Here is a 14,366-nt window from a genome sequence, read left to right on the forward strand (position 1 = left end):
CGCGGGGCCGCGCCGGCGGGCGGCATCCCCCGCCGGCGCGGCCCCGCACCGCTCTCACCTGGTGGTACTGCGCTCGGCCCGGATCAGGTCGGCGCGCACCGTGTCGCCGAGCAGCCTGCCGAGGCCGTCGAGGTCGTCCCGGGTGTGGAAGTGGCCTCCCGCCCGCTCGTGCGAGGCGAACGCCCCGTCGGTGAGGTCCTGCCAGCCTGCCGTCCACTCCTCGCGCTTCGGCTCCCCCGCACCGGCGAGCGCGGTGACGGGACACCCCAGCCGGGAGCCGGGCACGTGCTCGTAGGTCTCCAGCACCTGGAGGTCCGCGCGGTAGCAGGCCAGCGCGGCGGTGAGCAGGTCCCGGTCGGCTCCGGTGGCCGCGGGCAGCGGGCCCCAGCGCCGTTCGATCTCGGCGTGCAGCCCGGGATCGTCCAGCAGGTGCAGCGGCGGGTCCGACACGGCCAGCGGCGGAGGCGGGCAGGAGGAGACGAAGAGCCGGGTCGGGCTCGTGCCCAGGGCCTTGGCCACCTCGAACGCGACGAGCGCGCCGAGGCTGTGGCCGAACAGGGCGAACGGCGGGGTGAACCGCACCTTCGCGAGGATCTCGCGCACCAGCTCCGGCATAGCGGTGAACGCCTGCGCACCGAGGTTGTGCGCCCGGCCCGGAGGCTGGACGGCCACCAGTCGCAGACCGGGTGTGTACGCCGCCCAGCGCGCGTACTCCCCGGCCGCGCCGCCCGCGTGCGGGAAGCAGTACAGGGTGGCCACGGCGGTGGCCGGCGCGGGGCGTTCGATCACCCGGATCTCAGTCATGGCGCACCGCCGCGCCGCGCAGCTGCTCCTCGACCAGGGCGGTGAACTCCCGCACCGACGGCGCGTCGTACATCGCCCGAACCTCCAGCCGCACCGGCAGCAGCTGTTCGAGCCTGCCCACCAGCTCGTTCGCCACCAGCGAGTCCCCGCCGAGGTCGAAGAAGCTGTCCTCCGGGTCGACCTCCGGCAGACCGAGCATCTCGGTGAACAGCATCGACACCGTCCGCTCCGTGTTCGGCCCGGCCTCGGGGGCGGACGAGGACGGCTGCACGGCGGGTCCCGCCTCCAGCAGGTAGGGCTGCCGCTGGAACGGATAGCCGGGCAGGGGCACCCTGCGCGCCGGCTCCGTGCGCGCGGCGGCCCAGTCGATCGGCAGCCCGGCGAGCCACAGCTCGCCGAGTGCCGCCAGGGGATCGGTGACCGTGACGACGATGTGCTCCGGCGTCCACCGCGGATGCTCCCGCAGCCGTGCGGCCGCAGCCGGGTCGCCGAGGTCCAGGAACACCCGGCCGGGGGTGTCCAGTGCGGAGCCGATCGCGGCATCGTCGCTGTCCGGGCCCAGCGTGAGGTCCGGGACCGGGCCGAGGGCCTGCCAGTGCCGCACCAGCTCGGCGTCCACCGTCCGCGGCACCAGCAGCGCCACGGCCCGCCCGTCCCTGGCGTGGTCACCACTGACCAGCCACTCCGGGGCGCCCCCGCGGAGCACCCGCAGGGCGTCCTGCCGGTCGCGCACCACCGCGTACCGGCGGTACCCGTGCAGCCGCCTGCCGACCTGCAAGGTCCAGGCCACGTCCCGCAGTTCGAGGTCCGGACGGTCGGCCAGCCGGTCGGCGATCCGGGCCGTCAGCTCGTCCAGGGCGGCCGGGGTGTGCGCGGACAGCACCAGCACCTGGTGGTCCTCGGTCCCGGCGCGCGGCAGCGGTGCGGGCGGCTGCTCCAGCACGATGTGCGCGTTGTTGCCGCCGAGACCTCGGGCGGTGAGACCGGCGCGGCGCGGTTGCCCGACGGGCGCCCACGGCGTGGGCCCGGTGACCACCACGAAGGGGCCCGCCGCGAAGTCGATGTCGGGGTTCGGCACGGAGTAGTGCAGGCTCGGCGGGAGGGTCCCGCGTTCCACGGCGAGCACCGTCTTGATGAACCCGGCGATGCCGGCGGCGGCATCGAGGTGCCCGATGTTGCCCTTCACCGAGCCGAGCAGGCACGGCTCCTCGCGGGGCTTCCCGTCGTCGAACGCCTGGTTCAGCCCGGCGACCTCGATCGGGTCCCCGACCCGGGTGCCGGTGCCGTGCGCCTCGACGTAGGTGATGGACGCGGGCGTGACGCCCGCGGCGCGCTGGGCGGCCCTGACCACCTCGACCTGCCCCCGGACTCCCGGCGCGGTGAACCCCGCACGGTCCCGGCCGTCGTTGTTCACCGCGGAACCGCGGAGCACGGCATGGATGTGGTCGCCGTCGGCGACGGCCTCGGACAGCCGCTTCAGCACGGTGATCCCGCACCCCTGGCCACCGACCACCCCGTCCGCGGCCGTGTCGAACGGGCTGCAGACACCGGACGGCGAGGTGATCCCGCCGACCCGGTAGTTGTCCAGCTCGGCCGGCAGCCGCACCGAACTGCCGCCCGCCAGCGCGAGATCGCACTCCCCGGCGAGCAGGGCCCGGGCGGCGAAGTGCACCGCGTACAGCGAAGTCGCGCACGCCGCCTGCACATTGGCGGTCGGCCCGCGCAGCCCCAGCTTGTAGGCGATGCGACTGGCCAGGTAGTCGCTGGTGGTGCCCATCAGGATGTCCCAGGTGGTGATCGACCGGTCCTCCTGCTGCCTGGCCCGCAGGGTCTCCGTGTAGGAGGACAGGCTGCACCCGGCGTAGATGCCGATCAGGCCCGGGAACCGGTCCGGGTCGTAGCCGGCGCCCTCGATCGCCTCGACCGCGCACTCCAGCAGGACCCGGTGCTGGGGGTCGGTGAGCAGGGCCTCGCGCGGGGTGTAGCCGAAGTAGCCCGCGTCGAACCATTCCGGCTCGTGGAGCAGTCCGCGCGCGGGAACGTACTCGCGCTTTCCGCCGCCGGGGCCGGGGATGCTCTTCGGGGGGAAGCGGCTGATGCTGTCCACGCCGGACACGAGGTTGTCCCAGAACTGGTCGGCGTCCACCGCGTCCGGAAAGCGGCAGGCCAGTCCGATGACGGCGATGTCCGTGTCACGGAACGTGTCGCGGCCCGAACTGCCTTCTGCCAAGGGACCTTTGTCCTGCCGGATGGTCGTACCGGCGGTGGCCGTACCGCCCTTCGCCGTACCGCCCTTCGCCGAACCGCCCGGGCCCGATCCACCCGTGGCCGATCCGTCGAGGAAAGCGGCGCACGACCGGATCGTGGAGTGGATGAACAGTTCGGGCAAGGTCGGACGGACACCCGTACGCTCCGCGATCTGCGCCCGTACCAGCTGCATGAGCATCGAGTACCCGCCGACTTCGAAGAAGTTGTCGAGTACCCCGACCTCGTCGAGTTCGAGCACATCGCACCAGATGTCGGCGAGTATCCGCTCGGTCCGGGTGACTGGGGGCTGGCGGATGCTCATCGCCTCACACTCCGACCGTGCCCGTTTTCATGATCAGTGAATATCGCCCAGCGCGAAGAAGTCATCACACCACCCGGTCCGATAAATCCTGTAAACCCTGGAAGCTTTCCCGATGCACTCCGTGGTGATCCACCATAACCGCGAGTATAAGCACGCCGGCTCCGGCGGGAACAAGCGCCATCACCGTTTGTCCGCCGTCCCATCACGTATTTGACAATGTCTCACGTGGCGCCTCCGGCAGGAAGTCGGCGGTGGATCCGAGCAGCGGCGGGGCCGATTCGATTGCCCCCTCCGCATTTCCCGCCGGGCGGCGGACGGCGGAGGGCCCGGCACCACGTGAGACAGCGTCCTCCGGCTGCGACCCTCCCGGACGGAAGGGCTGAGCTGGCCGAACACCGAGCGGGATGACGCGGGGGGCGGTTCGTCGACACTCCAACAAGTGGTGATCTCGGGTGAACACACGGGCGGGAGCCGAGGTTTGCGGGGGGCCGGGTGATGGGTAGCCCGAGTGCCGGCGGCACCGGACCGGCAGTCCGTTCGGCGAACCCCCGACCGGTGCCACGGACCGACAGCTGCCATCGAATACCGGCCACCAGCACCTACGGATCGTGGTCGGTGGAGCCGTCCGTGGGTTACGCTGCCGAGCGGCACCGGGACTTTGGTTATCAGGAAACTTCGTGAATGACGAAGAAGGATGAGGACCCATGAGTGCACCACAGCCGATTCTCGTCTGCCTGCCTTTCGCGGGCAGCGGCGCCGGTTTCTTCCGGGAATGGGAAAAGCTGGGAATACCGGATGTCACACTGCTTCCGGTCCAGCTGCCGGGGCGCGAGGAACGATTCCTGGACGACCCGTTCGCCGAGGTCGCCGACGCCGTCACCGAGCTGACACCGAGGATCCTGGCCGACGCCGGGGACCGGGCGGACCTCGCCCTGTTCGGGCACAGCCTCGGCGCGGTGCTCGCCTACGAGATCGCCAGGGAGCTCGAACGGATCGGCCACCCCGGACTGCGCCACCTGTTCGTCAGTGGATCACCGGGGCCGCAGGACGGACGGACCGAGCGGGCCACCGGCCTGGCCGACGAGGAGTTCATCGCCGGGGTGCAACGGTTCGCCGGCTACCGGCACGCGGCCTTCGACGACCCCGAACTCGTCGAGGTCCTGCTCCCGATCCTCCGCGCCGACGTCGAGATGCACGAGAACTACCGGCCGAGCGGCACCGAGCCACTCTCCGTGCCGATCACCGCCCTGCGCGGCGAGCAGGACGAACTCGTCTCCCGCGCGCAGGCCGAACAGTGGGCCGGGGCGACGAGCGGTCCGTTCTCCTACCGTGAACTCCCCGGCGGCCACATGTACTTGGTCGACGATCCGGAACGGCTGCTGCGCCTGACGGCCGCGAGCACCAGGTGAGGCTGACCGGCAAGACCGTGATCGTCACCGGCGCGGCCCGCGGCCTCGGCCGTGCCTGCGCGCTCAGGTTCGCCGAGGAGGGAGCCGACCTGCTCCTGCTGGACATCACCCGGGACCTCCCCGATGTGCCCTATCCGCTCGGATCGACCGGCCAGTTGGCACACACGGCCGCCCTGTGCGAACGCGCGGGCGCCGCGACCGTGACCACCGCCGTCGACGTACGGGACGCCCGGCAGTGCGCGGCGGCGGTCGACCGGGCACTCGACCGGTTCGGCACGGTGGACGTCCTGGTCAACAACGCCGGAATCGCCTCGCCCTCCGGGAAGATCGCCCACGACATCACCGAGCGCGAGTGGTCGCTCATGCTCGACGTCGACCTCTCCGGCGCCTGGCGGATGATGAAGGCGGTCGCACCGGTGATGGTCGAGCGCCGGGCCGGCAGCATCATCAACGTGTCCTCGACCGCGGGCACGGTCGGGTACCGGCACTTCGCGAGCTACGTCGCGGCCAAGCACGGGCTGATCGGACTGACCAGGGCCGCGGCGCTCGACTACGCCCCGATGCGGGTACGGGTGAACGCGCTCTGCCCCGGGTCGGTCCGGGACGATCCGGTGCTGGAGGGCCGGATGCTCGCCGAGATCGCCCGGTCCCTGGAGGTCCCGGTCGCCGAGCACGAGCAGATCTTCGTCCGGGACCAGCCGATGAACGCGCTGATCGAGCCCTCCGACATCGCGGGCGCGGCCCTGTGGCTGGCGGCGGACGATTCCCGTCAGGTCACCGGCAGCGTACTGACCGTGGACGGCGGCTTCACGTCCCGATGACGGCGGACGACTCCGGACCACTCCGGACCACTCCCGATGACTCCCGATGACCAGGAGGCCCCCGTGACGACATCGACGATCGACGAGCCCGCCGCCGGGTGTCACAGCCTCGTGCTGCGGCTCCCCGCCGGCGCGGATCCGCAGCACCTGCTGTCCGGAGCGACGCCCGATCCGGTCCGGCTCTGGCAGACCTCGGTACCGGCCGGCGCGGACGAGCCGATGGCCGAGGAGCGCAGACGCGCCGAGTCCCTGCGGCCGATCCACCGGGACGGCCCTCCGCTGCGGGCGGTGGTCCTGTGGTACACCGACGGAGCGGCGGACCTGGTCCTGGTGGCCGTCCGCGCGACGGTCCCGCCGGCCGCGCTGCGGCGGATCGGTCGGCGGGCATTGGGCGGGCCGGCCGAGGAGGGCGGCGTGCTGCCCGGCGTACTGCCCCGGCCCGCAAGCGCCGGCCGGCCGGGCCCCGCGCCGGGCCCCGCGCCGCGCCGCGGGCCCGAATGGGGCCTGGGCGACCCGGAGCTGCGCGGGATCGTCGGCAGCGCGCGGATCGATCTCAGCGGCCTCGGCGCACAGGCCGAAGGGCTCTTCCTGCCCGCGATCGCCCTGGCCCTGAGCCGCTACGGCGGCGGGAACCGCGCCGAGCTCGGCGTGCTGGACCTGGGCGACGGCACCGGCGCCGACACCGGCGACATCGTCCGGGTCCACGCGGTGGAGGAGCACCCGGACTGCTCCGGCGCGGAGTTCCTCCACCGGTTCGACCCGGAGCCGGTGACGCCAGCCATGCCGGTCACGCTGGCCACAGCACAGGAACCGCCCGCGGTCGGGGTAATCCTGGGCCCGGCCTTCGAGGACGGCCACTACACCGCCGCCCTCGCCCCGGTCTTCCCGCTCACCGTCCAGCTGGACCGGGGCGCCTCCCACGCGACCTGCCGGTTCGACCGGGGCAGCGTGGACGCCGCCGTCGCGCAGCGCTTCTGCGCGCACGTGGCGCATCTGGCCGGCCAGTTGGCGCACGGCTCCGGGGAACGGCCCCTGGCCGACCTGGAACTGGTGCCGCCCGCCGAACGCGAGGCGATCCTGCGGGCGGGCGGGGCGGCCGGCACGGCGCCCGTGCGGGGGCGGATCGACCGTGCCTTCGAGCAGGTGGCCGCCGCACGGCCGGACGCCGTGGCGTTGCTGGCCGACGGCGACCGGCTGACCTACCGGCAGCTGAACGACCGGGCGGACGCGGTGGCGGCGGGCCTGTCCGCGCTGGACGTCCCGCCGGGCAGCCTGATCGGTGTCTGCCTGGAGCGGGACGCCGAACTGGTGGTCACCCTGCTCGGCGTGCTCAAGGCGGGCTGCGCGTACGTGCCGATGGATCCGCGCTACCCGGCGCAGCGCCTGCGCTTCACCACGCAGAACGCGGAGGTGCCCGTCGTGGTCACCTCCGCGGCGGAGTTCCCGTCGGTCCCCGGGGTCCGGCTGCTGACCCCGGCCGCGCTGACGAAGCTCGGAGCCGACCGGGCAACCACCGGCGGAAGCCCTTCCGACGGGAGTGGCGACGAGGGCGACGGCCCCGCCTACGTGATCTACACCTCCGGCTCCACCGGCACGCCCAAGGGCGTCGTCGTGCCGCACCGCAATGTGCTGGCGCTGCTGCGGGCGACCGCCGAGGACTTCGCGCTCGGCCCGGACGACACCTGGACACTGTTCCACTCCAGCGCCTTCGACTTCTCCGTGTGGGAGATCTGGGGTTGCCTGCTCACCGGCGGCCGCCTCGTCGTCGTGCCCTACTGGACCACCCGTGACACCGAGGAGTTCTACGACCTGCTGGCCGAGCAGCGCGTCACGGTGCTGAACCAGACGCCGTCGGCGTTCGCGCAGCTCGTCCGCACCGATCAGCGTGTCCGGGGAGAGCTGGCCCTGCGGCTGGTCGTCTTCGGCGGCGAACCGCTCGACGTACGCATGCTGGCCCCCTGGTTCGCCCGGCACCCGGTCTCCGACTGCCGGGTGGTCAACATGTTCGGCATCACCGAGACCACCGTGCACGTGACCGCCCAGACGGTGACCCCGCGGGAGGTCGCGGCGGGGTCGCGGTCGGTCGGCCGACCGCTGCCGGGGTGGTCGGTGTCCGTCCGGGACGAGCGGGGCCGGGTCCTGCCGCCCGGTGTCCCGGGTGAGATCTACGTCGGCGGCGCGGGCGTGGCCGACCGCTACCTCGGCCTGCCCGAGCTGACCGGGCAGCGGTTCGTCCTCGACGGGGCGACCGGTGAACGGGTCTACCGCAGCGGTGACAAGGGGCGGCTGCACCCCGACGGCCGCCTCGACCACCTCGGCCGACTGGACAACCAGGTCAAGGTGCGCGGGCACCGCATCGAACTGGACGAGATCCGCACGGTGCTGCTGGGCGCGCCCCGGGTGACCGCCGCAGCCGTCGTGGTCAACCGGGACGAGCCGGACGATCCGGCGAGCAGCCGGATCGACGCCTACGTCGTCCTGGAAACCGTCGCGGGGCGCGCCGCGGACCCGGCGGAGGTGCTCGCGCACGCCAAGGCAAAACTCCCCGACTACATGATGCCCACGACGATCACCGCGGTCGCCGGGATCCCGCTCACGATCAACGGGAAGCCGGACGTCTCCGGCCTGCCCGATCCGCGCGGCGGCTCCGCCCTCGTGCCGCCCGACACCGGGCGGGTCCCCGAGGCCCCGGAGCCGTCCGCCTCCGGTGGAATCGCCGACGACATCCTGGGCATCTGGAGCAAGTTCCTCAACACCCCGGTGGGCCCGCAGGACAACTTCTTCACCCTGGGCGGGAACTCCTTGCTGGTCGTCCGGGTCCTCGCCGCGATGCGGGAACGGGACCTGCCGAGGGTGTCACCGAAGCAGCTCTACGAGCACTCGACGGCGGCGCAGTTCGTCGAGTACGTCCGACAGCTCGCCGGGGCCGACCGGTGACCCCGGCCGGCTGACCCGACGCGCACCGACCCCGCCGGCACCGACCCGGAGCCGGCGGGGTCAGTCGATCCGGGCCGCCCGGGCCGCGGCCACGGCCACCAGCAGGCCCAGGCCGACACAGGCCGCGCAGACGAGGAACATCGTCCGGTACCCCGCGGCCCCGGCGACCAGTCCGAGGGAGCCGCTGCCGGCGGCGAGGCCGACCGTGAAGCAGGCACCGAAGGTCGACAGCGCCGTGGCGCGCCGGCGTTCGCTGACCGAGCGGACCACGAACAGGCCCAGCATCGGGTAGATCTGCCACATCCCCACACCGATGAGCACACCGCCGACCACACCCAGGCCGAGGCCGTCCGCCATCCCGAGGAGCGCGACCCCCAGGGCCTCGACGAGGAACAGGCCCGCGAGCTCCACCGGTCGGGTGGGCTCCCAGCGGATCCAGCTGCCCGCCACCCTCAGCAGCACCACGGTCAGGGAGTAGGCGGTGACCACGACCGCTCCCCCGGCGATGCCGAGGGCGTCGAACTTCGCGACCGCGAAGCTGGAGACGGCCGCGAAGCCGAACGCGGTGAAGATCAGCGCGACGCTGGGCAGGACGACGCCGAGCAGCGCGGCCCGGCCCTGCTCGACACCGGCCCGCTCCGAGGTCGAGGAGAGTCTCACCTCGGGCACGTACAGGGCGATGGGGATGACGAGCAGGGCGATCAGTCCCGAGATCACGAAGGTGCTCGCCGTGCCCACCAGGTGCTCGATCAAGGAACCCAGCGGCGCGCCCAGGCCGATGGCCACGTAGTTCACCGTGCCGCCCAGGCCCAGCGCCCAACCCTGCCGGTCCTTGGCGACAAGTTGCACCGGCCAGACCCCGACCGCGGCCAGCATCACGCCCATGCCGACGCCCAGCAGCATGCGCAGGCCGATGAGTTCGGTGATCGACCCGGCGAGCGGATAGCAGACCGTGGCGAGCGCGGCCAGCACCGTTCCGCCGATGGTCAGGGCCCGGGTGCCGAGGCGGTTCATCAGCACGCCCGACACCGGGCGGGCCAGCAGCGCCGTCACCGCGTAGCCGCTGATCACCGCGCCGACCTCGGCCGGGCCGCCGTGCAGCCGGCCGGTGACGTGGCCGGGCAGGATCGGGATGGTCAGGGCGAAGGGCAGATAGCCGATCCCGTTCGCCAGCGCGATCAGCAGCGCGTGCCGGAGGGCTCGCTTGTCGGTGGTCTCGATCTCGGGTGCTAACTCGGTTCGCACAGATTCACTCCCTCATGTCCGGGAATGAGCCTAGGCGGGAAAACGTGCACGGAGCTTGTGATCGCCCCAAGTGGCTGTCGCTGTTCCCAACTTGGCCGGTCGTGCTCGAAGGACGCACCCGGGCACCTGCCCCGGCGACCGGCCGACCTCCCGCCCGGCGCGTCACCCGGCGTGCCCAACTCGGTTACCGTGCTTCGGTGGTGGCTTCCGACCGGGCGCCGGCCCGGTCGTAGGCTGGAGTACAGTCGATCCCGAGGAGGACATCGGTGTTTCCGGAACAGCGCCCGCGACGGCTTCGGCACACCCCCGCCCTGCGGCGCCTGGTCGCCGAGACCACGGTGGAGCCGCGCCACCTGGTGCTGCCCCTGTTCGTCAAGGAGGGCGCCACCGAGCCGGTCCCGATCGGCTCGATGCCCGGTGTCGTTCAGCACACCCGCGATTCCCTGCGCAAGGCGGTCGTCGAAGCCGTGGAGGCCGGAGTCGGCGGCGTGATCCTCTTCGGGATCCCGCTGGAGTACGACGCGGACGGGTCCCGCGGCCTGGACCCGGACGGCGTGCTCAACGCGGCGCTGCGCGACGTGCGGGCCGAGGTGGGCGACGGGACGGTGATCATCGGCGACGTCTGCATCGACGAGTTCACCGAGCACGGCCATTGCGGGGTGCTCGACGAGCACGGTCGGGTGGACAACGACCGCACGCTGCGGATCTACGCCGAGATGGCCGTGGCGCAGGTCGAGGCCGGGGCGCACGTCGTCGCGCCGAGCGGCATGATGGACGGCCAGGTGGCTGCGATCCGGGCCGCGCTGGACCGGGCGGGCCACACCGAGGCGGCCGTGCTCGCCTACGCGGTCAAGTACGCGTCCGCCTTCTACGGGCCGTTCCGCGAGGCGGTCGACTCGCAGCTCGTCGGCGACCGCATGACCTACCAGCAGGACCCGGCCAATGCGCGGGAGGGCCTGCGGGAGGCCCGGCTGGACCTGGCCGAGGGCGCCGACATGATCATGGTGAAGCCGGCCACGGCGTACCTGGACGTCCTCCGGGCGGTCAAGGACATCGCGGAGGTGCCGGTGGCCGCCTACCAGGTCTCCGGCGAGTACGCGATGCTCGAGGCCGCGGCGGCGAACGGCTGGATCGACCGGGACCGCGCGGTGCTGGAGTCGCTCACCGGGATCCGTCGCGCGGGCGCCGACATCGTGCTCACCTACTGGGCGACGGAGGCGGCCGGGTGGCTGAACCGACGCTGAACCGGCACCGAACGGGGCTCCGAACCGGGCGCCGGGCGGGGACGTCGACGAGGCAAATATTCGTAACGTTCATGACAATAAATACGTGGGATCGGGGCGCGCCGCGGGCATGATGGCTCCGTGGGCGCTGATCTGTCGCAGCGGCTGGTCCCCGACGGCCTGTGGGACCAGGTCGCGCCGTTGTTGCCGTCGTTCGCGACGCGTCGCCAGGGCGGTGGCACCGCGCCGCTGGACGAGCGGGCCGTGTTCGCCGCGGTGGTGTACGTCCTGACCAGCGGATGCGCGTGGCGGCACCTGCCACCGACCTTCGGGGTCTCGCCGGCCACCGCGCACCGGCGCTTCTCCGCCTGGACGAGGGCGGGGCTGTGGTGCCGACTGCACCGGGCCGCACCGAACAGGCCGGGTGCTTGCGGTGAGCCGGACTGGACGTCGGCGATCGTCGACGCCGCCTCGGTACGGGTGCGACGGGCCGGCACCGACCGGCCCGGACCGGGCCCCGGACGCGGTCGACCGTAAGGGCCCCGCCGTCCACAGGGATCCGCCGTCCGCACGCGGACCCGCGCCGAGACCCGCGCCGGGCCCCGCGGAGCGATCCGCGGGACCCGGCGCGGTCGATGCCGGTTCAGGGCGCCAGCGTCCTGCTCGCCAGCACCTTCCCCTCGGCGTCGTACGCGGCGAACCGGATGCCGCCGGACGGGTATTCGCTCGGGGTGCCGGACTCCTTGAGGGCGGGCCCCCAGTAGAAGCCGCTGGCGAAGCCCGGGCTCCCGGGGAGCGAGGCGACGGTGGCCCAGTGCGCCTGGCCGTCCACCTCGACGGCCATCGCGGCCACCCGCCCGGGCCCCTTGTACACGAGGTTGTACAGGCCCTCCCGGTTCTGCGGGGGCGATCCGTAGTACTGCATGGTGATCTCGGTCGAGCCCGCCGCCCAGGAGTACCCACCGCACCCCGGACCGGTCTTGTACGCGGGCTCGTCGTGGATGCAGATCTCCTGGTCCTTCAGCTGCATCCACCAGTTCTCGCGGCCCAGCGGCAGTTGCTGGCCCGGCTCCACGACCACGGCCTCGGGCGCCGGCCCGGCCGGCGCCGGCAAGGGCTGCGAGGCCGGCGCCACGGCCCGGACCCCGTCCCGCGCCGACAGGACCGCGCCCGTACCGCCCACCACCACGAGCGCGGCCGCCACCGCGGACACCCCCAACGCCACCCGGCGGCCCCGCCGCTGCCGGCGCACGTGGACCTGCACGGCCCCGGCGGACCAGTCCCCCACCGCGAGCCCGTCGGCCTCCTCCCGCAGCGCCCCCCGCACCATGTCCTCGGTGTCCATCACCTGTTGCCTCCGTTCGTGCCCTCGATCGTCGAACCGGACCCCACCGCGTACGAGGCCAGCGCCGGGTGGCCGCGCAGTTTCGCCAGACCCCGGCTGGCCTGGCTCTTCACATTGCCCGCCGAGCAGCCGAGCACCTCGGCGACCTGCTGCTCGCTCATGTCCTCCCAGTAGCGCAGGACGACCACGGCCCGCTGGCGCGGCGGCAGTTCCGCCAGCGCCTGGAGCAGCACCGAGCGCTCCTCGACGTCGCGGTGGCCGGTGCCCGCGCTGTGCGCCCGCTCGGGGAGGACGGGCACCAGCAGCTGCCTGACCCGGCGCCGCCGGTGACGGCTCAGGTTGTTGTTCACCAGGGCCCGGTGGACATAGGCGTCCGGCTCGTCCAGCCGGCTGATCCGGGACCAGCTCCGGAACACCTTCGCCAGCGTCGCCTGCACCACGTCCTCGGCCTCGTGGTAGTCGCCCGTCAGCAGGTAGGCGGTACGCACCAGCCGCCGCCAGCGCGTGGCGGCGAACCCCTCGAAGCCCAGCTCCCGCACGCCGGAACCCTCCCCGGCCGCCGCCCGGGAAGGTGGTCCGGCAGCCGATTCCGCGACCGGCCGGGACCGGTCCTCCACCGGTACGGGTATTGCACTCGCGGTCATCCCATTCCTCTCCGCGATCCGCGCGACGGCCCCACCGGACCGCCACTCCGCCCTACTCACCCCCGCACGGCCGCAAAGGTTGCACGTCGGCGCCGAATCACCCCGGGACACCGCCGGACAACCGGACAGCCGGGCAGCCGGTCGACGGCGGGCGCGACGGACGGTGGGCCGGCGGTGGACAGCGCGTCGGGGCCGGACCCGGCTCCGGTCCAGTATCGGTGGCACGACCGGTCGACGGCTCAAGGGAAGCACGGCAGGCCGGAATAGGTGCGGCGGCTCCGTCGTTCCCAACAGTCGGTCAGAGGCACGGCGAACCGTCCGCTGTCGGACCCGTACCGCACACTGAGGCCGAACACTCGGCAGACCGAAGGACGATTCCCATGACCGACCGGCCCTTGACGCTGATGGCCGTGCACGCCCACCCCGACGACGAAGCCACCGGTACGGGGGGTGTGCTCGCCCGCTACGCGGCCGAGGGCATCCGCACGGTGCTCGTCACCTGTACCGACGGCGCTTGCGGAGACGGCCCGGGAGGTGTCAAGCCCGGGGAGGCAGGACACGACCCGGCGGCCGTCGCCGCGATGCGCCGTCAGGAGCTCCGGGCCAGCTGCGAGGTGCTCAAGGTCGACCACCTCGAAATGCTCGACTACGGGGACTCCGGGATGATGGGCTGGGCCGCCAACGACGCGCCCGGCTCGTTCTGGACGACGCCGGTGGACGAGGCGGCCGCCCGCCTCGCCGATCTGATCCGGACGTACCGGCCCGACGTGGTGGTGACCTACGACGAGAACGGCTTCTACGGCCACCCCGACCACATCCAGGCCAACCGCATCACGTCGAGGGCGCTGGAGCTGTCCGGCGCGACGCCGAAGGTGTACTGGACGACGGCCCCGCGCTCGATGATGGCGCGCTTCGGTGAGGTCATGCGCGAGCTCGGCGGCGACTGGGAGGAGCCGGGCTCCGAGGAGTCGGAGCTGCCCGAGATCGGCCTCCCCGACGAGGAGATCACCACCTGGGTCGACACCACCGGGTTCGGCGGCCAGAAGTTCGACGCGCTGGCCGCGCACGCCAGCCAGGGCGAGAACATCTTCTTCCTGAAGATGGGCAAGGAGAAGTTCACCGAGCTGATGGGTGTGGAGACCTTCGTCCGGGTCCAGGACACCACCGGCGCCGCCCTTCCCGAGAACGACCTCTTCGCCGGCCTGCGCTGAGCAGTCCCGGGGCCGGGCGAACCCGCGGGAACCCCGGCGGCGGAGAAACCCGGTGGCGCAGGGCGGCTACGGCCTGCGCCACCGGTCGGGGCGGTGGTGGGTCGGCGGACGGAGATGGTTGTGCGTATTCCTACAATCTCCGTGCCCGTCGATGCGGC

The 14,366-nt window shown here is 72.7% G+C and carries 11 protein-coding genes; 6 read left to right on the forward strand and 5 right to left on the reverse strand.

What is annotated here, in order from left to right; translation table 11 throughout:
* Nucleotides 1-54: 54 nt before the first annotated feature.
* Together ADK60_RS37010 and ADK60_RS37015 are read right to left on the reverse strand one after the other, a co-directional pair.
* Nucleotides 55-804, reverse strand: coding sequence for a thioesterase II family protein (locus ADK60_RS37010; RefSeq protein ID WP_053651197.1), 750 nt, complete (start codon nt 802-804; stop codon nt 55-57).
* A complete protein-coding gene (locus ADK60_RS37015) occupies nt 797-3,373 on the reverse strand; it encodes a type I polyketide synthase (protein WP_053651198.1) in 2,577 nt (858 codons plus the stop codon). The genes ADK60_RS37010 and ADK60_RS37015 overlap by 8 nt, the downstream gene beginning before the upstream one ends.
* A gap of 704 nt (nt 3,374-4,077) precedes the next feature.
* Here ADK60_RS37015 and ADK60_RS37020 point away from each other — a divergent pair.
* From ADK60_RS37020 to ADK60_RS37030, 3 genes are all read left to right on the forward strand, one after another.
* A complete protein-coding gene (locus ADK60_RS37020) occupies nt 4,078-4,782 on the forward strand; it encodes a thioesterase II family protein (RefSeq protein WP_053651199.1) in 705 nt (234 codons plus the stop codon).
* Nucleotides 4,779-5,603 (forward strand): SDR family oxidoreductase, encoded by an 825-nt coding sequence (locus ADK60_RS37025; protein WP_053651200.1) that lies wholly within the window; start codon nt 4,779-4,781, stop codon nt 5,601-5,603. Before ADK60_RS37020 ends, ADK60_RS37025 begins: the two co-directional genes overlap by 4 nt.
* A 63-nt stretch (nt 5,604-5,666) precedes the next feature.
* The gene (locus ADK60_RS37030; protein WP_107094816.1) at nt 5,667-8,540 is read left to right on the forward strand and encodes an amino acid adenylation domain-containing protein; all 2,874 of its coding nucleotides are present in this window, start codon (nt 5,667-5,669) and stop codon (nt 8,538-8,540) included.
* 60 nt (nt 8,541-8,600) lie between these two features.
* Here the strand turns inward: ADK60_RS37030 and ADK60_RS37035 are convergent, their stop codons facing one another.
* Nucleotides 8,601-9,785, reverse strand: a complete 1,185-nt coding sequence (locus tag ADK60_RS37035) for an MFS transporter (RefSeq protein WP_053651202.1) — start codon at nt 9,783-9,785, stop codon at nt 8,601-8,603.
* Between the two features lie 266 nt (nt 9,786-10,051).
* Here ADK60_RS37035 and hemB point away from each other — a divergent pair, with 266 nt between their 5' ends.
* Together hemB and ADK60_RS37045 are read left to right on the forward strand one after the other, a co-directional pair.
* Nucleotides 10,052-11,029, forward strand: a complete 978-nt coding sequence (gene hemB, locus ADK60_RS37040) for a porphobilinogen synthase (RefSeq protein WP_053651203.1) — start codon at nt 10,052-10,054, stop codon at nt 11,027-11,029.
* 120 nt (nt 11,030-11,149) lie between these two features.
* Nucleotides 11,150-11,545: a transposase gene (locus ADK60_RS37045; protein ID WP_045943292.1), complete on the forward strand. Its 396-nt coding sequence runs from the start codon at nt 11,150-11,152 to the stop codon at nt 11,543-11,545.
* Between the two features lie 106 nt (nt 11,546-11,651).
* On the opposite strand, the gene ADK60_RS37050 is transcribed toward ADK60_RS37045, so the two are convergent.
* Together ADK60_RS37050 and ADK60_RS37055 are read right to left on the reverse strand one after the other, a co-directional pair.
* A complete protein-coding gene (locus ADK60_RS37050) occupies nt 11,652-12,353 on the reverse strand; it encodes a hypothetical protein (RefSeq protein ID WP_053651204.1) in 702 nt (233 codons plus the stop codon).
* Nucleotides 12,353-12,997: a SigE family RNA polymerase sigma factor gene (locus tag ADK60_RS37055; protein WP_078897001.1), complete on the reverse strand. Its 645-nt coding sequence runs from the start codon at nt 12,995-12,997 to the stop codon at nt 12,353-12,355. Before ADK60_RS37055 ends, ADK60_RS37050 begins: the two co-directional genes overlap by 1 nt.
* 380 nt (nt 12,998-13,377) lie before the next feature.
* Here ADK60_RS37055 and ADK60_RS37060 point away from each other — a divergent pair, with 380 nt between their 5' ends.
* Nucleotides 13,378-14,208, forward strand: a complete 831-nt coding sequence (locus ADK60_RS37060; protein ID WP_045943295.1) for a PIG-L family deacetylase — start codon at nt 13,378-13,380, stop codon at nt 14,206-14,208.
* Nucleotides 14,209-14,366 lie beyond the last annotated feature (158 nt).

Source organism: Streptomyces sp. XY431 (assembly GCF_001279805.1).
In the GTDB taxonomy this organism is placed as follows: Bacteria; Actinomycetota; Actinomycetes; order Streptomycetales; family Streptomycetaceae; genus Kitasatospora; species Kitasatospora purpeofusca.

Excerpts from the sequence above, each read along its gene's own strand:
- ADK60_RS37010 (WP_053651197.1), bottom strand. The coding sequence starts at position 804 with ATGACTGAGATCCGGGTGATCGAACGCCCCGCGCCGGCCACCGCCGTG.
- ADK60_RS37015 (WP_053651198.1), bottom strand. The coding sequence starts at position 3,373 with ATGAGCATCCGCCAGCCCCCAGTCACCCGGACCGAGCGGATACTCGCC.
- ADK60_RS37020 (WP_053651199.1), top strand. The coding sequence starts at position 4,078 with ATGAGTGCACCACAGCCGATTCTCGTCTGCCTGCCTTTCGCGGGCAGC.
- ADK60_RS37050 (WP_053651204.1), bottom strand. The coding sequence starts at position 12,353 with ATGGACACCGAGGACATGGTGCGGGGGGCGCTGCGGGAGGAGGCCGAC.
- ADK60_RS37055 (WP_078897001.1), bottom strand. The coding sequence starts at position 12,997 with ATGACCGCGAGTGCAATACCCGTACCGGTGGAGGACCGGTCCCGGCCG.
- ADK60_RS37060 (WP_045943295.1), top strand. The coding sequence starts at position 13,378 with ATGACCGACCGGCCCTTGACGCTGATGGCCGTGCACGCCCACCCCGAC.